The sequence below is a fragment of the Chitinibacter fontanus genome, from assembly GCF_013423785.1.
GTDB lineage: Bacteria > Pseudomonadota > Gammaproteobacteria > Burkholderiales > Chitinibacteraceae > Chitinibacter > Chitinibacter fontanus.
Window position 1 is genome coordinate 1091207 of the sequence record NZ_CP058952.1, and the last position, 22038, is coordinate 1113244.

General features: G+C 51.4%; 17 protein-coding genes and 1 pseudogene. 5 read left to right on the top strand and 13 right to left on the bottom strand.

Going from position 1 to position 22038, the window contains the following annotated elements; all coding sequences use genetic code 11:
• Window positions 1-259: 259 nt before the first annotated feature.
• Together HZU75_RS05185 and HZU75_RS05190 are read left to right on the top strand one after the other, a co-directional pair.
• Window positions 260-1768 carry a YiiX/YebB-like N1pC/P60 family cysteine hydrolase gene (locus HZU75_RS05185; RefSeq protein ID WP_180308096.1) on the top strand — a complete coding sequence of 503 codons (1509 nt, stop codon included), beginning with the start codon at window positions 260-262 and terminating at the stop codon, window positions 1766-1768.
• Between the two features lie 55 nt (window positions 1769-1823).
• A complete protein-coding gene (locus tag HZU75_RS05190; protein WP_180308097.1) occupies window positions 1824-2849 on the top strand; it encodes a sensor domain-containing diguanylate cyclase in 1026 nt (341 codons plus the stop codon).
• Here the strand turns inward: HZU75_RS05190 and HZU75_RS05195 are convergent.
• The 8 genes from HZU75_RS05195 to HZU75_RS05230 form a co-directional block, all read right to left on the bottom strand.
• The gene (locus tag HZU75_RS05195) at window positions 2822-3202 is read right to left on the bottom strand and encodes a hypothetical protein (RefSeq protein WP_180308098.1); all 381 of its coding nucleotides are present in this window, start codon (window positions 3200-3202) and stop codon (window positions 2822-2824) included. The two genes, HZU75_RS05190 and HZU75_RS05195, sit on opposite strands and share 28 nt — an antisense overlap.
• Window positions 3199-4539: a phosphatase PAP2/dual specificity phosphatase family protein gene (locus HZU75_RS05200; protein ID WP_180308099.1), complete on the bottom strand. Its 1341-nt coding sequence runs from the start codon at window positions 4537-4539 to the stop codon at window positions 3199-3201. The genes HZU75_RS05195 and HZU75_RS05200 overlap by 4 nt, the downstream gene beginning before the upstream one ends.
• A 106-nt stretch (window positions 4540-4645) precedes the next feature.
• Entirely contained in the window at window positions 4646-5131 is a 486-nt protein-coding gene (locus HZU75_RS05205) for a hypothetical protein (protein ID WP_180308100.1), read from the bottom strand.
• A gap of 40 nt (window positions 5132-5171) precedes the next feature.
• Window positions 5172-6977, bottom strand: coding sequence for a bifunctional alpha/beta hydrolase/class I SAM-dependent methyltransferase (locus HZU75_RS05210; protein WP_180308101.1), 1806 nt, complete (start codon window positions 6975-6977; stop codon window positions 5172-5174).
• Between the two features lie 6 nt (window positions 6978-6983).
• Entirely contained in the window at window positions 6984-7619 is a 636-nt protein-coding gene (locus HZU75_RS05215; protein WP_180308102.1) for a lysophospholipid acyltransferase family protein, read from the bottom strand.
• Window positions 7620-7759: 140 nt separating this feature from the next.
• Window positions 7760-8698 (bottom strand): phosphatidate cytidylyltransferase, encoded by a 939-nt coding sequence (locus HZU75_RS05220; protein WP_228028202.1) that lies wholly within the window; start codon window positions 8696-8698, stop codon window positions 7760-7762.
• Entirely contained in the window at window positions 8691-9341 is a 651-nt protein-coding gene (locus tag HZU75_RS05225) for a CDP-alcohol phosphatidyltransferase family protein (RefSeq protein ID WP_180308103.1), read from the bottom strand. Before HZU75_RS05225 ends, HZU75_RS05220 begins: the two co-directional genes overlap by 8 nt.
• Before the next feature lie 646 nt (window positions 9342-9987).
• On the bottom strand, window positions 9988-11205 hold the full coding sequence (locus tag HZU75_RS05230; protein WP_180308104.1) for a multifunctional CCA addition/repair protein: 1218 nt from the start codon (window positions 11203-11205) through the stop codon (window positions 9988-9990).
• 213 nt (window positions 11206-11418) lie between these two features.
• Here HZU75_RS05230 and cysK point away from each other — a divergent pair, with 213 nt between their 5' ends.
• Window positions 11419-12348: a cysteine synthase A gene (gene cysK, locus HZU75_RS05235; RefSeq protein ID WP_180308105.1), complete on the top strand. Its 930-nt coding sequence runs from the start codon at window positions 11419-11421 to the stop codon at window positions 12346-12348.
• A gap of 64 nt (window positions 12349-12412) precedes the next feature.
• On the opposite strand, the gene HZU75_RS05240 is transcribed toward cysK, so the two are convergent.
• From HZU75_RS05240 to HZU75_RS05255, 4 genes are all read right to left on the bottom strand, one after another.
• Window positions 12413-14626 carry a PAS domain-containing protein gene (locus HZU75_RS05240; RefSeq protein WP_180308106.1) on the bottom strand — a complete coding sequence of 738 codons (2214 nt, stop codon included), beginning with the start codon at window positions 14624-14626 and terminating at the stop codon, window positions 12413-12415.
• A gap of 96 nt (window positions 14627-14722) precedes the next feature.
• The gene (ilvA, locus tag HZU75_RS05245) at window positions 14723-16240 is read right to left on the bottom strand and encodes a threonine ammonia-lyase, biosynthetic (RefSeq protein ID WP_180308107.1); all 1518 of its coding nucleotides are present in this window, start codon (window positions 16238-16240) and stop codon (window positions 14723-14725) included.
• A gap of 78 nt (window positions 16241-16318) precedes the next feature.
• Window positions 16319-17887, bottom strand: a complete 1569-nt coding sequence (locus tag HZU75_RS05250; protein WP_180308108.1) for a response regulator — start codon at window positions 17885-17887, stop codon at window positions 16319-16321.
• A 15-nt stretch (window positions 17888-17902) separates the two neighbouring features.
• On the bottom strand, window positions 17903-19564 hold the full coding sequence (locus tag HZU75_RS05255) for a sensor histidine kinase (protein ID WP_180308109.1): 1662 nt from the start codon (window positions 19562-19564) through the stop codon (window positions 17903-17905).
• A 302-nt stretch (window positions 19565-19866) separates the two neighbouring features.
• On the opposite strand from HZU75_RS05255, the pseudogene HZU75_RS17710 reads away from it, so the two are divergent.
• Window positions 19867-19977, top strand: a pseudogene (locus HZU75_RS17710) (AAA family ATPase); the annotation flags it as partial.
• Window positions 19978-20162: 185 nt separating this feature from the next.
• Window positions 20163-21032, top strand: a complete 870-nt coding sequence (hslU, locus tag HZU75_RS05260; protein ID WP_308419451.1) for an ATP-dependent protease ATPase subunit HslU — start codon at window positions 20163-20165, stop codon at window positions 21030-21032.
• Window positions 21033-21091: 59 nt separating this feature from the next.
• Here hslU and HZU75_RS05265 read toward each other — a convergent pair whose 3' ends face one another.
• A complete protein-coding gene (locus HZU75_RS05265; RefSeq protein ID WP_228028203.1) occupies window positions 21092-22015 on the bottom strand; it encodes a hypothetical protein in 924 nt (307 codons plus the stop codon).
• Window positions 22016-22038 lie beyond the last annotated feature (23 nt).

Genomic DNA, 22038 nt, shown 5'->3' on the forward strand with positions numbered 1-22038 from the left:
TTTTACCGAAAATAGCCGCCTAAGCTGCCCAACGCAAAACTAAAGCCCCGCCTACCCTGCGGGGCTTTTCCATTCCATCAAGCAAGCCATAAATTAGTCAGGTATTGCCACAATAGCGTTCGCTGACGTCTATTTGCAGCAGATACCACCCAAACTCGCTATCGGCTACCTCACAAAGCGGCAAACACGACGCACTGAGGCGTAGTAAACTTTACAGAAGCTGTCATTCCTCGCATTATGCTAACAATAAGGAGGCAACATGCTGCGCGTACTAGTTTGTTTTATTTTGCTTTTTCCGCGGTGGGTTCGGGCCGAAGAGCCCACGAATGACTTTCATCGCAATGTTGCAGAATTAGTTTCCCTGCGTCAGCAAGCCTATCAATTTGCAGTAGCCAATAAATTTACCGAGCAAAAGACCCCAAAATTAACACGCGCCCAAAGCAATGAAATGCGCGCAATGGCATTACGTTATATACAGTTGCGCAGCCAGATTTTGCCTTACGCTACCAAAATGGCACCGCTGTTTCAGACCAATGTCAAACTGGTACTAAGCACCGAAAAAGCCACTACAGCGGATCAAATCGTACTCGACCCGCCCCCTAAACTCAACAAAGGGCAATTTACTACTTATATCAACCCTAGCGATAGCAAAGGCACCCAACTACTAACGGATATTCAGCGCGGTTTAGCGGCAGCCCTAGTATTAATGGATAGCTTTCAGATTGCGATCGAGCCCTATGATGATAATCCGACCATAGGCTACCTGCTTACCTACGATGTGCAGAGCAAAACCACCCTGCGTCAGCTATCGGATAACTATTACTCACCTGAATATCGTACCCAACTGGCTAAGGCAACCCAGTTTGTGGACAAATTAATGGCTTGGCGACGACAAAACGGCCGCGAAACCAGCCCTATCGAAAACGACTTGTACGCGCTCAGTCAAAGTACGGTGTGGTACGTCAGTCTGCATCAGGCCAACCCCAACACCATTAGCGGATCGTTGCGCCACCTGTTTGGTAGTATTGGGCAACAAGAACAAAGCCTGCAAAACACCCTTAGTTATGGGGTCAGTATGGGTTTTGGTAATATGATTGGCTTAGTTAAAACCCGCAATGGCAAACTATACGACCTAAAATCGAGTGAAATTCAGGCGCTGGAAAAACAGTTAAAGCCATTGGATATTTTGCTGGAAAAAACCCCGTTCCGGCTCAGTGACAAAATGATCCCCGGCCATTATGGCCATGTTGCGATCTGGCTTGGTAGCGAGCAGGAGCTAAAAGCAATAGGCGCTTGGGATCAAATTCCCGGCCTCTACCAGCAAAAAATCCGCGAAGGTGGGCGGATTGTTGAAGCGCTACGCAGCGGTGTAACGATTAGCACACTGAATCATTTTCTAGATATTGATGATTTATTGGTGTTGCGGCAAAACCAAGATGTCGGCAATCCGTACAAGAAAGCTGCCGCACTCACAGCCATTGAACAGGTCGGCAAAGAGTACGATTTCAACTTTGATGTACTCACTCATGAACGAATTGTTTGCTCTGAATTAGCCTATGTGGTGTTCCCCGATTTGCCATGGCCACTGGCCAAAACACTGGGGCGCTACACCATTAGCCCAGATAATGTCGCACAATTGGCCGTACAGGACAAACCCTTGCTCGATCCGGTACTGATTTATCGGGATGGCAGTTTGGTCAAACGTGATCTACGGGCTGAGCTGGGTAAGTTGATTAATACAAAAACCGCTGTCATTGCGCAAAAATAATGCGACAATCATAAAAAACCCTAACATTATCATGGCCAACAAGGCACAGTAATCCATGCAGGTTGCTCCTGAAATTCTCAGTGCATTATTCGACATTTCACCGTCGGGCATTGCTATTGCTGATGAACAAGGCCGCTACCTGCAGGTTAACGAAGCCTACTGCCGCTTATTTGGCTATAGCCAAAACGAGTTGATCGGGCAAACTTTTGGCTTGATTTTGCTCGATAGCGATAAAGAATTAGAGCCAGAAATCCTTGCACTCGCGCTCAATCAGGACCAATCGGCTCCGAGCGAATGGCAGGTCAAACACCGTGATGGCCGTGTGTTATTCGTTCATTCAGCGTTTAAAACTTTTCATGCCCCAGATGGTAGCGCCCGCATTCTAACCATACTTAGCGACGTAACAACGCTGGTCGCCACCCTGCGTAATATGCAGGATCACGAGCTGTTGCTACGCAAAGCGAATGAGAATCTGGAAGAAATTGTGAGCAATCGCACCATGATGCTTGAGCATGCAAACAAGGAATTGGCACGGCTAGCCACACAAGACCCGCTGACAGGCCTCTATAATCGCCGAGCCTTTGAAACCGAAGCCGCCAAGGCTATTTACACAGCGGATCGACACCAACGTCCGTGCTCGGTTTTATTTTTAGATATTGACCACTTCAAATCAATCAATGACCAGTTTGGGCACGCCATCGGCGACGAGGTCTTACAAAAAACAGCCGAGAAAATTATCACACTACTCCGCTGCAGCGATCTAGTCGCGCGCTGGGGCGGTGAAGAGTTTGTTTTGTTATTACCCGATACGCCACTTGAGCAAGCGCTGGTGGTCGGTGAAAAAATCCTCGATGCAATTCGCTCTCTGCAGCTGTTTAATACTCAAATTCAAATCACCATCAGCGGTGGCTTGGTAGAGCGCCAACTCAACACCCCGCTGGAACATACGCTACAACAAGCCGATATGCTGCTGTATCAAGCCAAACAGTCCGGCAGAAATCGCCTTGCTTCGGCGCCTGCACTGCCTCAGCACGTCGATAGCCTGCTAGTTGCTTATCCAAATGCCTGCGTGAGCCAATAAGCCAGCGTAAACCCCAAAAACCAGCACCATACCCGACGCGCTCCTTGTAAACGCTGCAGCATACTCAAGGGTGGATGCTTTGCACGACCAAAAATCAGCCATAACATTTGATCTAATGCGGTTTCATCAAGGCTTTGCTGCGCTACAGCGGCGAATAAATAGCCATCAAACAGGCAGCGCCAGCCCCAGAAAAATTGCAGCACCGCCACCGACAAACCCAGATAGTCTGGCACGGACTGCTGACGGCCAAATAGTTGATGTAACAATGTGGGCAGCATCAGCCATGCACTGCTTTTTAGCAATGCGGCCATCACCGCGGCATGGCGCTGATCAGCCTGCGTCAGCGGGCTCATCGCCCTACTCCTTCTACCGCCCAGTGAATCTCCCCCGCCCGTAACCGAACGGCGCGAAGCTGGCTAATCTGTGCAATTGCGGCGGCAATATCGCTGGCGCGGCCAGTCTGAACCAGCCAAGCAGCGATGATGGTCGCGCTACGTGAAAAACCCAGCGCGCAATGCACCAGCAGCGGCCCCGCAGTTTGAGCCCGCAATGACTCAATCGCCGCCACACCTTGGGCAATCTCCTCAGCATTAGGCGGCAATAAATCAAGTAATGGTAAATTGTGGTACACCGCAGTAGGGTGCGCCTGACGCGGAATTTCGGCGCATAAATCCAGCACCGCAACAAACTGGGGATCGCGTGCAGCGCTCATCGAGCCCAACCAAACCCCCTCCGCCACCTCGACCGCTGGCGGCACTTGCCGCAAGAAATACATCCGACTAAGCGCAGCACCAAGCTGGTATGGCGCGGTCAGCCAGCGCACCGCCAAACTACTGACGCCAGCGTATTTTTGCAACGCCACCGGTCCCAAGCCACCATATGCAGCCGCCACAATCAGCATCGCCACTGCAGGCCACGCCAGCAGCCAAGCCCAACCTTGCAGCAGCAGGGCAAACGCAGCCATGCTCACCCCAGCCAAAGCATAACGAAGCGCCAATTGCCGCGCCCGCACTTGCTGCATGGCACTTAATTGAGCACGCCATTGCGCGCTGAGTTGCCAGCTTAACGGCGGCATCGGCAAGAGGTAGCAAACCAGCAACCCCAACGCAAAACCAGTGGGTATATCAATGAAATGATGCTGCCATGTGGTTAAAACGGAGATACCTATTAGGAAGCACCAGAGATGCAAGATGGCTCGCGCCAGCGGATGGCGCAAAAAGGCAGCAAACCGCAGCCAGATAATCAGCAACAAACTGATATGCAACGATGGAGCCTGATTAAAGGGCTGATCAATTTGCCCGAGCGCCGCAAACATCGCGCCAAACAAACCGTCGACCGCTGGCCTATCCCAACCAAAGCGCAGCGGCCACAACACAAAGCAGATCGACGATAACAGCGTCGCCAGCATTAAGCGCAGCGCTTGCGTGCGTACTTCATCTTTATTGGCGCACAGCAGCAGCGAAAACCCGAACATCAGATCAATCGACCAGTACGGCACGATACTCCACGGCCAAAATGGAATTGCGTCACGCTCCCACGCAAACACAATATTGCCGACCTGATCGGACGGCAAACTGGCGGCGTATTGATTGGCATTGCCATAAAACAGAAAAAAAGCGGGGCCGGCGAAGAGGAGCCAGAAGATGGCGGAGCGCCAAGGTAGTACGCGAGACGAGGAAGAATTTTGCATGGATACGAAACCAGCCCAAGAAAATGAAGGGGGTATATCAACAGCAACTAGAACTAATATAAATTACCCAGCAATACATCGGCATGTATTGCTGGGCATAGCGCGACTAGACGCTCGCCGCAGCCGAGAGGCCCAAAGCAGAAGCCAGCTCAAAGAAACGCTCCAGCTTCGCAGTCCGCACTAGCACCAACTGCTGCTCGCCCGCCACCGACACGCTGAAATTCACCAGGCTATACGTTGGCGCAAGCTCATCCTGAATCTTGGTCAGCGCAGCAGCAGCATCAAGCCCAGCCAAATCGGCCACCGTCAGATCAAGTTCATCGTCGCCAAAAGCATCCACAATTTGCGCGTACAGCGTGTCGATGGTCGGCGCATGGAAAATCAGCCCGCCTTCAAGCTGCTCCAGCAGCACCCATTCCCACAATGGCAGTGGATACGACTCCTGATATTGCGACTCAGCGTCTTCGAGCAAATACGCCGCCGCATCGGCTTGCGCCTTAACGACTTCAGCCGCCATCGCCGCAATATCCTCGGCATCCAGACTGCCGTCGGCGATGATTTCAAATAGCTCGTTGATGTGTTTTTGATTCATAAAAATCCTTTGCAAAGCCCGCTTTGGGCGGGCTTCAAATTTAGGGCGTCACTTCGCCCAGAGCGTCGCGAGTGCTTGAACTGGCGACCGTTGCCGCGATTTTACGCTGTGCAATCGAAACGGTAAAAATTCCCCACTCATCAATCCGCTGCTCGATTTTCTCAAACCCCGCTTGCGCGACCAATTGATCCATTTCGGCCTGCGTGCGACGGCGCATTACCCACGCTTTGCCGTCTTTATGGCTAGTGAGCGTGCGGGCAATCATTTCGAGCTGCGGGTGCCACGGCTGATTGGTATAAACCAAATAACCGCCTTCGGGCAATGCGGCCGCCAAACCCGCGAGCGAATCACGAATGCCTTGGTTTTCTGGGAATAATTCGTACAAACCCGACACCACGGCGAGCGTCGGCTTGGGATCTAAATTCGCCAAACTATCGCGATCAAACGCGTTGCCTTGCGCAAAACGCGCCTTATCGCTCAAGCCGCGCTGCGTAATCATGGCTTGCCCAGCTTTGACGTTGATATCGCTGTAATCGCGCAGCAACACGCTATCAAATGGCAAACCCTCCAGTGCGTCGAGAATATAGCGCCCATGCCCAGCGGCAATATCGACAATCCGCACCGGTTTGTCCGCCAGATACAAACTGCGCACCGCGTCGCCGATCAATTCCTGCAAATGGATTTTGCGCTGGCGAATTCCGCGCCAGCCGACCGAATCCAGATACGCTCTATCGCCCAGTTTGCCCAGCGGCGTGATGCCCTGCGCCTGATTGCGGTACACATAATCGAGCGTCGAGCCCGAATCAAAACCAGTTTGCCAGCCCAATTGAATGCCGCCCGACAATTTGCCGATGCTACCCAAAGTGCGGCGGGTGATGCCAAACTCCCAGCGTTTGGGGCTGAGCAGACTCAAAGGCTGCTGCAGGGCACGATACTCATTATAGGTATAGCCCTGCTGGTCAGCGCTGATTAGATCTACAGGCAATACCCCTGCATCGACCTTAGCGATAAAACTACGAATCAGCGCAAATGCTTTTTCGCGCTCCAGCTCACCCAGCGTATCGTGATAAAAACCATCAAGGACGTGTTTTTCTTTCACACTCGAACCCAGTCGATCATAAAACGCGTGCTGAGGGGCGTGATGCACGACAAAATCCGCGCCCGAAATCAATACTTGCGTCGGCACAGTAATCGCGCCCGCGTCGTCAATAATGCGCTCGGCGGTTTCGTACAAAGACAGCAAAATATGCGATGCAATCGGGCGCGTGATCAGCGGATCATTGTCATAACTAGCGATGCGCTCAGGGTCGTGGCTGAGAAACTTGGCTTTCACATAGGAATTAACAAAAAACTGCCCGCGCAGTTTTTGCATTAGCGCGATACCGGTACGCGCAGCGGGCACGTACAGCTTCACTTTAAATGCTGGCGCAGCCAGCACCAGCGCGCGGATATTGGGCGCGTAGTCGTGCACCCATGTACTGGCTAGCACCGCACCGACACTCTGCGCGATGACGATCATGTCGTTGATCGCGTAACCATGCGTGTTGCTGATGTGTTTAATAAAGCAATCCAGATCGCGCACCGTGCTGGCTAAACTCGGCGAATAGCCGCGTTGCCCTTCATTGCGACCGTGTCCGCGCGCATCCCATGCAAAGAAAGCGGCGTCGTCCAAACCCAACTCATCGACGATATGCTGCACACGGCCGGAGTGCTCGTGCCCGCGATGCAGCAGCACCACCGCCCGCCGTGCTCCACCCTCGCCCGCAGCAGGCCAGTGGCGGTAGAAAATCCCGTGTTGATCAAACGATGAAAACTGACTTTCCTGGCATTCACGGATTTGACGCATCAAACATTACTCCTGTGTGGGAACGACTTTCTTGCGTAAATATTGAAACTGCTCGGTAATTTCGGTTTTAAATAAAGGGCGCTCAGGCCGCCACGGCAATACGCGGCCAATCGCAACATCAACAAAAAACGGTATTGGCAGCCACTGCCCACGCCCCATCGCGCGGCCAAGGCCATGCATATACACCGGCACAATCGGAGCCTCTGGAAACTCCTGCGCCAAATACCACAGGCCCGATTTAATTTCAGACAATTGCTCAGGCTCGCCGCGCGTGCCTTCTGGAAATAGAATCAACACCTTGCCTTGCTGCAAAGCTTCGCGGCACCCTGCCAGCGGATCGCTGCCTTTTTTTGCGCCACCGCGCTGCACTGGAATAATCCCCACCACTTTGGTCGCAAACCACGCCATCGCTCGGTTGCGCAGGAAATAATCGGCTGCGGCAGCGGGGCGCACGTTAGGAATGTCTTTTAAATCAAATAGTGAATACAGCGTCAGAATATCGAGGTGACTATTGTGATTGGCGATCACAATCGCTGGCCCTTGGTGGGGCAAGCGGTCGGGATTGCGCACGGTGAGCCCGAGCCACAGCTTGACCACTGGGCGCGCGACCAGCAGGACAAATAAGGTTCTGAGGTTTAGCATGCCCCTCCTAGTTGCCGAGCAATGCAACGTTCAAAATGTTGCGAAATCCAAAGGCATACAGTCAAGGCGTGCGGCCGTAGACAGTACATCGAGTACGGCAAGGTCGTGACAACGCAGCATGCATGCTTTTGCCTTAACTATTAGAAATAGAGGTAGCGGATAAAGTGGTAAAACAGCGGCGCGGTGTAGGTTAGCGAATCGAGGCGATCTAAAATCCCGCCATGCCCCGGCAGCAGCGTACCCGAATCCTTGACACCCAAATCGCGCTTCACAGCCGAAATCACGATATCGCCAATAAAGCCCATCGTTCCGATCAGCAAGCCAGCACACGCCGCATACAGCGGTGACAGTGGCGTCAAATACGGCGCAATAAGCCAAGCGAGCAGGGTAGTCGTGAAAATGCCGCCGAGTAAGCCACCCAAGGTTTTATTCGGGCTGACCGTTGGGCTGGCTTTGCGCCGACCAATCGATTTGCCCCATAAATACTGCGCCACATCGTTGGCTTGCGTTAAAGCGACCAAGAAAAACACCAGTTTCGCGCCTTCTGCAGGCGAACCGGGCAAGGTCAGCAAGGCAGCCAGATGCGAGAGGCTAAACACGCAAATCATCAAGCCCCAATGCAAAGACGAAGCGGATTTGAGAAAGCCTTTGGTTTCGCCAATAAGCACCATGCGCATCGGCAACAGCAGCAACATATACACCGGAATAAACAACACAAACATGCCGTACCACGAAATCCCGATCCAAAAGTATTGCAGCGGAATCGCCAGATACGCCCAGAACAGCACGACATGATCGGCCTGTCGAGTATTTGATAATGTTAGATATTCTTTAAACGCCAGAAAGCTGATGAAGCCAAACACCGCCAGCGCCAGTTGCAGCTGGCCCAGCAAGGTGAGCGAAAATACCAGCACAATCCACCACCAGGTGTTAATCCGCGCTTTGAGTTCACGCCAATCTTTAGCGGGATAACGCATACCGAGAATCGCAATCGTAGTGCTTGCAATGACTAGTAGCGCGAACACGGCAATCAGCGCCCAGCGCAATTGCGGCGCCATTTGTGCTATCAAATCAGGCATGGTTCACCTCGGCCAACATCGCGCGAATCCGATTCCAGCAGGTTAGCAACGACAGCAATAAGGCCACGCCAAACACCCAGCTTAGCACCGTCACGCCAGCGGAAATCCAGCCCAAACCATAGGCTAGCGCCACAGCACCAAACATAAATGCACGATCGCTTTTGCCCAACGGCCCATCATAGCGACGGGATGCACCTAACATCGGGCCGAGCACCCCAATAAACTCAGTTAATAATGCGACCAGTAAGACGGAACACATCAGCAGGGTGGCCACTAAGTCATCGAAACGCCAAGCCAATACTACAAATGGAATGCTCAGCGCTAAATCGGAAACAACATCACCTACTTCATTCAAAATTGCACCTAGATGCGATTTTTGCTGATGCTCGCGCGCCAACATGCCATCAATGGCATTGAGCGCCATGCGTAAAAATAGCCATACAGGGAGAAGCAGCCAAACCAGTTGCAGGTTATGCAGATTAAACATCGCGACGGTCGTACAGACCAACAACACGCCTAGCGCAATCGACAACAGCATCGCGGTCAGCGTCACGCTATTGGCAGTGACGCCCAGTTTGGCTAATTGCACCACGGTTGGGCGCAACAGAGATTGGAATGCAGATTTAAGCTGATAGATCGACAAATGAGCGACCCTCGAAACATGATGTCGCCATTTTTAACATCGTTTTAACGTAATTGGAACATCAAACAAATGTAAGCATCGCCTATGTGAGCGACATCACACAGACACAACCAAGCGACTAAGAATGCTTTTTACGACTTAAATTTCGAGCTAACGCACGGTAATCTTCACGCAAATAAAACAAATTTCCTAATTATTTCAATGCATTAAAAGAAAACGGCAGGAAAAATCAACTAAACAGGCGAGCCAGCGCAAATACAAATCCGCTAGTGCCATGGGATACGGGTTAGCAGCAAGTCTGTGTAAAAGTACAACTTCGAAACAGCCATATTCTGAATCATTGGCAAAAAAAAACCGACCCAAAGGCCGGTTCATAAAATCAAGAGCCGAAGCCCTCGATGTGCGCAACATTGAGCCAGCCTTAGGCTGACTTTACTTCGGTGGTTTAGAACCTCACTGCGTATGATGTTTAAGCGTCAAACACAGGTTCAAAATCTGGAGCAGATAATACCAGAACACGCATAAATCTAGGTAGCCGCCCCACGGCAAAAAGTGAGATGCGCCACAAAGCCAGTTAGATCAACACTCAACAAGGCATCTCAACTTAAACAATCAAAGCAAAGTGGTATCAATCTATAACCAAAAATCAACCACCTACTTTAATCGCCATACTGATTGCCGTAATACGCGCCTGTTCTACTGCTTGCGGTATTTGGGTCTTATTTTCGCATTGCTGCGCAATCTGCCCCGCATTGACAGCATTGGCCACCGCTAATAAGCGCAACAAATAATCCGCTTGCGGGTAAGCGACGGTTTCAAACTGATAACGGCCACGCGCATCAGCGACGCACGCATCTAGCATTTGGCCAAATCGCTCCGGCCGGCGAAAGGCATCGCAGCGCAAAAATAGCTTGAGTACTGTTTCGGCACGCAATTGCTCAGCGGTATGCACCAATGTGTGATCTCGACAGGTCATCAGCGCCAGATCGCGACACTCGGCGGGCACACGAAGCCGCTGGCATAAAGCCTCAACCAGAGGCACTCCACGCTCTTCATGCATAATGTGGCGCGGCAATATATCGGCGGGGGTTTTGGCCTTACCCAAGTCATGGCATAACGCAGCAAAACGCGTCGCCAGCGGCCAGCCTTGCGCCGCAGCATAATCCAGCACCAGCATCGTATGCAGGCCAGTATCGACTTCAGGGTGATAATCGGCGCGTTGCGGCACGCCCCACAGAGCATCGATTTCCGGTGCGATGCGCGATAGCGCGCCAGATTCGCGCAGTGCGGCAAACATCAAGCTGGGCTTGTCTTCCATCAGACCTTTGGCCAATTCTTGCCAGACCCGCTCGGGTACCAGATGATCGACTTCGCCATCGGCGACCATTTGCTGCATCAAAGCCATTGTCTCGGGCGCAGTGCTAAAGCCAAAGCGGGCGGCAAACCGAGCGAGGCGCAAAATCCGTACCGGGTCTTCGGCAAATGCAGGTGAGACATGGCGCAGTACTTTAGCCGCTAAGTCGGCTTGGCCATGGTAGGGGTCAATAATCGCACCATCGTCGCCCTGAGCCATCGCATTGATGGTTAAATCGCGGCGTAGCAGGTCTTCCTCCAGCGTCACTTCAGGGCTAGCGTGCACCACAAAGCCAGTATAGCCATGACCGCTTTTACGCTCGGTACGCGCCAGCGCATACTCCTGATGAGTATCTGGATGCAAAAAGACCGGAAAATCTTTGCCCACCGGCTGATAGCCGAGCGAGAGCATTTGCTCCGGCGTAGCGCCGACCACGACCCAATCGATATCTTTGACCGGCAAGCCCAGCAAACGGTCGCGCACTGCGCCACCCACGCGATAAATTTGCATACTTCTTCCTTAATCTAGCCGCCATCCGCAAAGCGATAGGCGCTGCATAACCCCAGCGCAATGATTGACCAACCTGACTTCCACTTAGATCGAAGCAGGCCCGCGCCATAGAGCTGTCTCTTCTTTCCTTAAAAGCAAGAGTTACTTCTATCGGTGCGGCAAGTAAGACTACAATTCCCTGATTATCCCTCAATTCAAGCTAAGGATGGACGTATGAAAATCGCAAATAATGTCACCGAACTGATCGGCCACACCCCGCTCGTGCGTTTAAACCGTATCAATGATGGTGGCGCAACGATTGTGGCCAAACTGGAATACATGAATCCATCGCATTCGGTGAAAGACCGCATCGCGGTGAGCATGATTGATGCCGCTGAAGCGGCCGGTAAAATCGGCCCAGACACGGTGATCGTTGAGCCAACCTCGGGTAATACTGGCATTGGTTTGGCGATGGTTTGCGCGGCGCGCGGCTACAAGCTGGTATTGACGATGCCAGAAACCATGTCAAAAGAGCGTCGCGCCTTATTGCGTGGCTACGGCGCCGAGCTAATCTTGACTCCCGGCCCAGATGGCATGGGCGGCGCAATTGCCAAAGCCAAAGCGCTAGTCGAAGAAAATGCTAATTATTTCCTGCCGCAACAATTCGAAAATCCAGCCAATCCGGAAATTCACCGCAACACCACCGCGGTTGAATTGTGGGAAGACACCGATGGCCAGATCGATATTTTGGTCGCAGGTGTCGGCACCGGCGGCACGATTACCGGCATTGCCGAAGTGATCAAAGCGAAAAAACCATCCTTCCAAGCAATCGCAGTTGAGCCGGATGCCAGCCCCGTATTAAGCGGCGGCCCCAAAGGCCCGCACCCGATTCAAGGAATTGGCGCAGGCTTTGTACCGGGCGTGCTCAATACCAGTATTTACGATGAAGTAATTCGGGTCAGCAATGACGATGCATTCAGCACCGCCCGTGCATTGGCAACCCAAGAAGGGATTTTGTCAGGAATTTCTGCTGGTGCCGCCACATGGGCCGCGATTGAAGTCGCCAAACGCCCTGAAAATGCCGGCAAATTGATTGCGGTGATCATTCCATCATTTGGTGAGCGCTACTTATCAACTAAATTGTTTGAAGGCCTAGCCGACTAAGCCCAAATAACTAGGGTATATTCTGCAAGCTCTTAATAATAGAGATTTTTCTGAATATACCCTATCAAACATCCAACTCAGCTCTATCTTCAATTTCCCGCCAGTTGCTAATATCACGGAATACCAGTACCGCCCCGATGGTACGTGAGTGCTCATCCCGAATACGCGCAGCGCATTCTTCCACTTGGAAATTCAAACCAAATTTATTCAGCAACACACTGCGCCGGGCGCCGTGATATTCGCCGCCATCACTCAATACCTCGGCCACCAAATCCGGCAATGGCAAACGGGTTTGTCGATCAACTGACTGATAAATCGCCGACAGCATCTGGCCGCGAGCAGAGCTTAACTCCCAGCCCACCAGCGAAGACGCCACTGGGTTGAGGTAATCAACCCGGCCAAAAATATCAGTGGTAATGACCCCATCTGCAATCGATTCCAGCGTTGCTTGAGCACGTTGCTGCTCAGAAATTAGCGCTTTCTGTGCCATACGGATACCGGTTACGTCACGACCCGTGCCACGATAACCGAGGAAATTGTCGTCATCATCGTAGAACGGAAAGCCTGAAACACTAACAATAATGGTGTCGCGCCCCAATACCGAGGTGTATTCAAAATCGCGATAGGCCTGCCGAGCGGCCAAAATAGCACGATGCTCATCCCATTGCTCTTGGCTTAAGCCGCCAGAGCCTAAATCCCAGCGATGTTTACCCAAGAAATAAGCAGGGGTCACATCAAAACGCGAGAAGAAGCCGCCAGTTACCATGGTAAAGCGGGAATCGGCATCCTGCTCCCAGAACCAATCACTGGATAAATCAACCATTTCCTGTAAACGATGATGCGAGTCCTTCAGCTCCTGAGTTTCCGCGTAGTTCAGCGACACATCGCGCACGATCATGGCCATCGCAATGGGCTGTAGTAATTCATTCCGCAGCGGTTGCAGCATCACGTCCAAATGTTTGGCGTGCGGGGAATGACGCGGGAAGGTGGTACTAAAACTCAAGGGGTGCGCCAGATCACCCAGCTCGGATTGGCTTAGCAACACATCATAGCGCCCCAGTAAATTATTGCTGGAGGCAGAAAATAGCTCGTGAGCAGTGTCATTGGCGTAGATAATTTTGCCATCCGGCTGGCGCAGCACCAGCCCATCGTGACTCTCCTGTACCACTTGAGCCAGCAATTGTGCTTGTTGATGACGATTGCTTTCATCGCCACGCGCTTTAAGCAGCATTTGCAATGACCACTGCCGTGACAGATACAAAAACTGCATCATGGCGGCAACCAACAAGACGCACAGCATAGCAAAACCCATGGCCAGCATGATCCATTCATCATCATGCTCGGAAATAATCTCCTCGTGCGCGTGAAACTCAATCCGCCACTGCCGACCAGGTAAATGCACTAAAGCAGCAATGGTCTGCTTGATTGGGGTTAACTCATCCAGATCACTTTCCATGACCTCGCTAGCACGGTGTTCTTGGCGCCAGGTTTGCAGCGCATAACCCTGATCAAATAAGCGCCAGCTCACACTATAGCCCGCGGTCATTTTGCTCATCGGGCGTACAAATTCATCCAGCCGAATATAGGCCAATACGGTGCCCGCATGATGGGCGCGGCGCTCAGCTACAGTGGGCTCGATCGGTAAATTGGCGTCATAAATCGGTGCATAAAGGCAGAATATACTTTCATCATGCCCATTAAGATGAAACGCTGGGCTGGCCAGCATACGCCCACTATCACGAGCGATTTCCAAGCCTTCTTTGAGCGATGCAGCTTCGGCAAGATTGCTGCCGATTAATTGTTCGGTCAGGCGATTAATTGGATATAAATGCTCCAGCAGCAGCGGCTTACGCTCGGTCAATGGCGCTGGCTGGTATTTTTGATAGGCCAAAGGTGCCACACGCCGATCGGCACGAACTCTGGCAATATGGTCGGGAATATCCTGCAATGCGACCGGTCTGGCTAAGCCAACCGCCAGCAAACTGGGCTGGCGGTACATGACATTGCTTTGTAGCAACAGATTATAAAACTGCAGGCGATCCAGATTGGGGTTGAGGGTGAGCGCTGCTTGTAAGCCCAGTAATACTTCCTGTTGCTGAACCAGCCGATCTTCCAACTGACCGGCCTGGCCAGTTGCAATCACTTTCAGACGCTCGAGTGATGCGCTGCGCATCTGCTTCTGGACCAATAGTGCACATGCAGCGATCACAATAGCGCCGACCAGCATGACGCCAAAAAATACAAAATAGCGCCGCAGAAAAGCCAAAATCAAATGCAATGTTCACTCCTAGTCAGAAAGAGGCTGCCGCACGATGTTAGCGTCATACTTTAGCGCTCAATTCAGCCTAAGGTCAGCCTGCTCGCCCAGAGTGTCTCAATTTGATCCCAAAAAGAGCTGATAAGCCTGATTTTCAGTTTCAATCCAGTATGGATAACCCAGTCGGGATAGAAAATCCTGAAATTGTGTATCATCTGCCGGTGGCACCTGAATACCCACGAGCACCCGTCCGTAATCAGCACCGTGATTACGGTAATGAAATAAGGAAATATTCCAGTTGTCACTCATGCCATCAAGGAAATTGAGCAATGCACCTGGTCGCTCTGGAAACTCAAAGCGGATCACTCGTTCGTGCAAGGCCTGTGGCGCTTGGCCACCCACCAAATGACGAATATGCAACTTAGCCATTTCGTTATCGGTTAAGTCGAGCGCAGGCAAGCCTTCAGCGGCGAGTTTTTCGATTAATTCCACCACTTCACTACGCTGCTGAATCGAAAGCCCCACAAACACGTGCGCTTGAGTATCTGAGCCATAGCGATAGTTAAATTCGGTAACATTGCGCGCGCCGATCAAACTACAAAACTTGCGGAAACTACCCGGCTGCTCTGGCACGGTCACGGCCATAATCGCTTCGCGCTGCTCACCCATTTCGGCCTGCTCGGCCACATAGCGCAAGCGGTCAAAATTCATATTGGCACCCGAGGCAATCGCGATCAGTGTTTGTCCCTGCACTCCCTCGCGGGCAGCCCATGCTTTCATGCCAGCAATCGCCAAGGCTCCAGCCGGCTCCAAAATTGAGCGATTATCTTCAAACACATCTTTAATTGCCGCGCACATGGCATCGGTATCGACCAAGATCACATCGTCGACAAACTCTTGTGACAAGCGGAAAGTCTCTTCGCCCACCTGCTTAACCGCCACGCCATCGGCAAAAATACCCACCTGAGGCAGCGTAATACGCTCACCTAATTTCAGAGACAAATACATCGCATTGGCATCGGTCGGCTCAACGCCAATTACTTTGACATCGGGGCGCAGGCGCTTGATATACGCAGCCATCCCTGCCAGCAAACCACCGCCGCCGACGGGAATAAATACCGCGTGTAATGGATCGGGGTGTTGACGTAAAATTTCCATCGCCACCGTACCTTGCCCAGCAATCACATCGGGGTCGTCATAGGGATGCACAAAGGTTGCACCGGTTTCTGCCGCTAGCTTAGTAGCATGCTCATAGCAGTCGGAGTATGACTCGCCAACCAGCACCACTTCTGCGCCGCGACGAGATACTGCATCTACTTTGATGCGCGGAGCTGTTGCTGGCATCACGATGGTGGCACGGCATTGCAAGTGTTGTGCGGCCAAGGCCACGCCTTGCGCATGATTACCAGCCGAAGCGGCCACCACTCCACGATCCAGCGTAGCTCGGCTCAATTGCACCATTTTGTTATAAGCGCCACGAATCTTGAACGAAAACACCGGCTGCATGTCTTCACGCTTGAAGTAAACATGATTACCAATTCGGCGTGATAAATTCGGCGCGAACTCCAGCGGAGATTCAATCGCCACGTCATACACACGGGCAGAAAGCGTACGTTCAAGGTAGTCTTTAGTCATATCGTTTAGCCAAATAGAAAATGGGCGAATTACGGCAGTAATTCACCCATTTTACCCCTAAACAGCAGACGAAACGGCTTAATGATCAGTTAATGTCTGCCGAATTTCCTCAATTCTTGGCAAGCAGCGGAAAAATGCCTCAACAACAGTAGGGTCAAAATGCTGACCGGAGCCCGCACGAATGGTCTCCAAAACTTGATCGCGTGGCCACGGGTCTTTGTAACAGCGCGCGTGCGTAAGTGCATCGTATACATCCGCCAACGCAATAATTCGCCCAGAAATATGAATTTCATCGCCTTTGAGCTGGCGTGGGTAACCACTGCCATCCCATTTTTCGTGATGCTGGTAAGCAATAATTGATGCCATTTTCAAAATACGGGGCTTGGACTCACGCAACATGTCATACCCAAGCTGCGCATGAGTATCCATCACGGCACGCTCTGCACTATCGAGAGGGCCGGGTTTATTGAGCACTTTATCGGGAATCCCCACTTTACCAATATCGTGCAAAGGGCTCGCAGCGCGAATAATTTGCGCCTCTTCCTCACTCAAGCCCAATTCAAGCGCCATCACATAGGAAAACTCGGCCATCCGATGAATGTGCTTGCCGGTATCCTTGGAGCGATTTTCGATCACCTCCGACAGCTGATAAATGATACTGCGTTGCGTATCCTCAATTTCCTTGTTCAGCATCAGGTTTTCATAGGCAATCGAGACATTTTTGCAGAATAAATCGATCAGGTTGGCATCTGGATGCGACAGCTCCACTGGCCCATCAATAATCAATAAATTGATCGGGCCATGCGGCGATAAGAAAAACCCAACAAAGTGATCGCTAGCAAAAACGCTGTGCTGCTGGGAAATGGCCAAATCAATCGAAGGCTGCAGACGGCTTAGCTCGGTTTGCCCAAGTGGGCGGCCACAATACTTCTGATACCCCCCTGTGGCATACATCACCATAAGATCATTATCATGGGTTAATGCCGCCATACCCCCATTAACCACCAAATACAAAGCGTCTTGCTCAAAGAACAGCAATGACTGCAGTTGCTCAAGCACGCCCTGAGCAAACTGCTGAATTGATTGCTGCCGAAAAATACTGGTAGTGGCATCAACCACTTTCATCAAACCGCGTCGGTTGGCATCCAACTGACGGCGTTGATGCTCAATCAGCATAATGTCGTTGTAAGAGCGCAAAGTACCCAGCACTGATGTGTACAATTTATCGCGCGTCAGTTCAGTTTTGGCTTTGTAATCGTTGATATCGTAGTTTTCAATTACATGCCGTTCGGGTGCCACACCGGGCTGGCCGGTACGCAAAATAATACGAATATGGTGATTATTTAAGGTTTCCCGAATTTCACGAGCGACGATCAGACCTGCATCTTCGGTTTCCATGACCACATCGAGCAAGACCAGCGCAATATCATCCCGCGCGGCCAGCAAATCGAGCGCCTCTCGCCCTGAATAGCACGACAAGATATTGAGCGGGCGCTTCAAAAAATCAATATTGGATAAGGCTAGCTTGGTAACATGATGAATATCGGGCTCATCATCAACTACCAGGACATTCCACGGCTCGATCTTGCTGACCGCATCGTCTTGCGTATCGTCTTCAAGCCAGTTGTCATCGTCGAGCATATTCATTTTTATTACGTCTCCCTATAAGACACGGGGAAAAACAATCACAAAACTTGCACCGCCGCCGGGCGTTTCTTCAATGCTTATCATGCCTTTGAGTTGGGCAACGACCAGATTATGCACAATACTCATTCCTAGACCGCTACCGCCCTGCCCCCGCTTTGTAGTGTAGAACGGCTCAAATACTTTTGCTCGTACACTTGGCGCAATTCCCACGCCGTTATCCATAAAACGAACTTCCACCCTATCAGTGCCCTGCTGGGTTACCTGAATCACTATCAAGCCCCGCTGATCCGGCATAAAAGCATGCAACATCGCGTTTTGAACCAGATTATTAATAATCTGCGTAAATGCACTCGGATAGGTGTGGACAAACAAACCGGCCGGGCAAGCCAATTCGATTTGATGGGGGGTATGTTTCAAGCTAGGCTTCAGCGATTGTAAGATTTCATCCAGATACAGACCCAAATCAAACTCACGAATCACCTCCGAGGTTTGATCCACCGAGATATTTTTAAAACTACGAATCAGCGCTGCCGCATTGTCACAATGCCGCAAAATCAACTGCGAAGCCTCTTGGGCAATGGCTAGATATTGTTGCAAATCATTCTTCTTTAAATGCCCAGCTTCTACTAGGCTCAACACTTGTTGCGATTCACTATTCAGTGTCGATGCTGCAGTTAGCGCGATCCCCAAGGGCGTATTAACCTCGTGCGCCACCCCGGCCACCAAGGCCCCCAGTGCGGCCAGTTTTTCGGATTCAATGATTTGCAGCTGTGCGCCTCGCAATTGATTGACCGCCTCTTCAGCCGCTTCTTTCGCACAGGATAATTCTGCGGTCGCCCTTCGTTGCTCGGTCACATCGGTTTGCGCCCCAACCACACTCAGAATTCGGCCTTCCTGATCACGATCGGCTACCGCACGCGATAACATGGTGAGCCATTGCCCTTGCTTATGCTGCATTCGAAATTCTGCCTCAAACAGCATATCGGCGGCTGAATCGCGGATTTGGATAAATTGCGTAAATTGTTGGTGCACAACTTCCACATCATCAGGATGCATCAGCTGATAAAAGGTCTGCCCCAGATTGGGTAACTCATCCTCCTGATAGCCCAGCATCTGCTTCCAGCGTGGGGAGAAATACCAGACGTTTTTCTCTGCGCCCCACTCCCAAATACCATCGCCAGTTGCATTCAGTGCAAGCCCCCAACGCCGTTCTGAACGGCGTAACTGCAAACCAATATCGTTAATCTCATCTAAAGCATCGGCAAAGAGCTCATTTTTATTGTTCAGCTCGGCAATCGTTTGCACCTGCCGCTGCAAAATCGGCTGAATGGCGAGCAGCAAGGATGCATAATGGCCATCCAGTTGCCGCACCTGATCGGCAGGCATTTGGCCCAATACCGGCAGAATTGCAATGGCTTGCTGTTGCTGCATTTTCTGCAAAACAAAGAATATAAGCAGGGGTATGGCGACCACAGCAATAACGATCAAGCCCGCCAGCAAAATACCCAATACATCTAACTCGATATGCAGCGTCGCCAACTGATCTTGACCACTTAAACGCCCATCGATGAGCACATTGCTGGCGGCAAAGTAAAACCACAGCGCAAATCCAAGTAAACCCGCGCCGGGTATCAGCAACCACGCAATAAGTCGATAAGGGGAGCGATCTACGTTCACAGCAAGCCTGATCTAAAGGTTAGCAATCCACTATAGACAATTGGCACAGTGAGCGCCCCAAAGGAAATGTCATTCTTGCACCTTTAAATGCGTCACTAGCGCCCCGATGTAAGCCCTTATCCGCATCAAAGGAATGAATCATGACGCAAATGACCCCACAGGAAATTGTTCACGAACTCGACAAACATATTGTCGGACAAGCCGCGGCCAAAAAAGCCGTCGCGATTGCACTGCGTAACCGCTGGCGCCGCCAGCAAGTGGCCGAGCCCTTGCGTCATGAAATCACCCCCAAAAATATTCTGATGATCGGCCCAACCGGGGTCGGCAAAACCGAAATTGCCCGCCGATTGGCCAAACTAGCGGATGCGCCATTTATCAAAGTGGAAGCCACCAAATTTACCGAAGTCGGTTATGTCGGCAAAGACGTTGACAGCATCATCCGCGATTTAATGGAAATCGCCATCAAGCAAGTACGTGATCTGGCCATCAGTCGCAATCGTGTACGCGCCGAAGACGCTGCCGAAAACCGTATTCTGGATGTGTTGCTCCCCCCCCTGCAACCAACAATAACTATGGCAGCGTCAATGGTGAAGACCCAATGTCTGATACCCGCCAAAAATTCCGCAAAATGTTGCGCGAAGGTAAATTTGACGACAAGGAAATCGATATCGAAGTCGCTGCAGCCACCCCGACGATGGAAGTATTCAGCCCACCGGGAATGGAAGATTTTTCCAATCAATTGCAACAAATGTTTAAAGGCGCCATGGGTGGAAAAACCAAAACCCAGAAAATGAAGGTTACCGATGCGCTGAAACATTTAATCGAGGAAGAAGCCGCCAAACTCGTTAACGAAGATGATGCTAAAGCTGAAGCGCTCAAAGCGGTGGAGCAGAACGGGATTGTGTTTATCGATGAAATCGACAAAGTGACGACACGCTCGGAAGGCAGTGGTGGTGAGGTATCACGCCAAGGCGTGCAGCGCGATTTGTTGCCATTAGTCGAAGGCACGACGGTAACGACTAAGTACGGCATGGTCAAAACCGACCATATTCTATTTATTGCCAGCGGCGCCTTCCATCTGGCCAAACCATCAGATTTGATCCCCGAGCTACAAGGCCGCTTTCCAATTCGCGTGGAGCTCAACTCGTTAACCGTGGAAGATTTCGCCACTATTCTCACCGGCACCGATGCCTGCTTGGCAAAGCAGTATCAGGCACTATTGGCAACCGAAGAGATTACCGTCAACTTCACTCATGACGGCATTGAAGCGATGGCGCAAATGGCTTGGTCGGTGAATGAAAGCACCGAAAACATCGGCGCGCGCCGCCTCTACACCATCATGGAGCGTCTGCTGGAAGATGTGTCTTTTGAAGCCAAACGTGGCACCGTTGATATCGATGCCAGCTTTGTACGGGAAAAACTAGGCGGACTTGCCGCCAATGAAGATCTGGCCCGCTACATGCTGTAATACTCGGCAAGGTATTGCCTTGAATGGATCGCCCCGTGATCCCTACAGGGCAATACCCGCTAGAAACTACAAGCAATACTCAGACCGGCGCCTTCCACCCCCGGCCCAAACATATACCGTACAACAAACCGCGTCCGAGTCACCAGCGGAATCAAATCACTGGAATCCACTTCCAAGCCCGTCCCGATGGTTGATAAATAATCAAAACCCAACTGCCCAGCTTGATCGCCGTAATAGCGAGAATGGGATGCCTCAAGCACATAACGTAAAGGTCGCGCAAACAGATTAATACCAGTTGGAGCGCGGTAGCGCGTATAGAGATTGGCCGTCTGTGAATTGGCATGACTATCTATACTGCCGCCATTGGCAAAACCTTCCAAATGCATGGCGGAATAACGAAGCTCAATATCAATTTCATGTTCGGGCTGCACTAATTCGTAATCCAGCATGAATGCCCCACCATAACCCAAGGCGTTCATGCTGCCGCCATTGGAAAAATTGAACTCCGTATCAAATTTTTGATTTAAAAACCAATTGGCAATTTTTAAATCGCTTTGCACCGTACCGAGCGAGAAATTCACAATCGGCCGTAAAACCAAATTTTCGCGCAATGGAAAATCCCAACCCACTCCGCCCATCGCCGACAGCGTTGTCCATTTCATCGGAATGGAGCGCGATTGTTCGCCATTGCTTGCCACAAACATCGGGTCATAACGGCTATAGGCAATCGCCCCCTCCAGATAAAGCGGAACTGAATCGCTCAGCGTTGCACCGCCGCCCAACTGGCTCATCACCAATTTTTCACCATCGCTTTTCGAACTCTGCATATTGAGGCTGCTGCTGGCCAAATCCAGAATCACGGAATAGGACATTAAGGCCAACACCGCATCCGCTTTTTTACGTACCGAATTGGGCTCCAGCGTAAAACCACCGTTGATCTCGCGGTTAGTACTGTCACTCGCCCATACAGAATGCCAGACCATGAGGACAAATACAGCGAAAAAAA

Bases quoted from the DNA above. Each gene is read 5' to 3' on its own strand.
- HZU75_RS05185 (WP_180308096.1), top strand. From the start codon at position 260: ATGCTGCGCGTACTAGTTTGTTTTATTTTGCTTTTTCCGCGGTGGGTT.
- HZU75_RS05190 (WP_180308097.1), top strand. From the start codon at position 1,824: ATGCAGGTTGCTCCTGAAATTCTCAGTGCATTATTCGACATTTCACCG.
- HZU75_RS05195 (WP_180308098.1), bottom strand. From the start codon at position 3,202: ATGAGCCCGCTGACGCAGGCTGATCAGCGCCATGCCGCGGTGATGGCC.
- HZU75_RS05200 (WP_180308099.1), bottom strand. From the start codon at position 4,539: ATGCAAAATTCTTCCTCGTCTCGCGTACTACCTTGGCGCTCCGCCATC.
- HZU75_RS05205 (WP_180308100.1), bottom strand. From the start codon at position 5,131: ATGAATCAAAAACACATCAACGAGCTATTTGAAATCATCGCCGACGGC.
- HZU75_RS05210 (WP_180308101.1), bottom strand. From the start codon at position 6,977: ATGCGTCAAATCCGTGAATGCCAGGAAAGTCAGTTTTCATCGTTTGAT.
- HZU75_RS05215 (WP_180308102.1), bottom strand. From the start codon at position 7,619: ATGCTAAACCTCAGAACCTTATTTGTCCTGCTGGTCGCGCGCCCAGTG.
- HZU75_RS05220 (WP_228028202.1), bottom strand. From the start codon at position 8,698: ATGCCTGATTTGATAGCACAAATGGCGCCGCAATTGCGCTGGGCGCTG.
- HZU75_RS05230 (WP_180308104.1), bottom strand. From the start codon at position 11,205: ATGCAAATTTATCGCGTGGGTGGCGCAGTGCGCGACCGTTTGCTGGGC.
- cysK (WP_180308105.1), top strand. From the start codon at position 11,419: ATGAAAATCGCAAATAATGTCACCGAACTGATCGGCCACACCCCGCTC.
- ilvA (WP_180308107.1), bottom strand. From the start codon at position 16,240: ATGACTAAAGACTACCTTGAACGTACGCTTTCTGCCCGTGTGTATGAC.
- HZU75_RS05250 (WP_180308108.1), bottom strand. From the start codon at position 17,887: ATGAATATGCTCGACGATGACAACTGGCTTGAAGACGATACGCAAGAC.
- hslU (WP_308419451.1), top strand. From the start codon at position 20,163: ATGTCTGATACCCGCCAAAAATTCCGCAAAATGTTGCGCGAAGGTAAA.
- HZU75_RS05265 (WP_228028203.1), bottom strand. From the start codon at position 22,015: ATGGTCTGGCATTCTGTATGGGCGAGTGACAGTACTAACCGCGAGATC.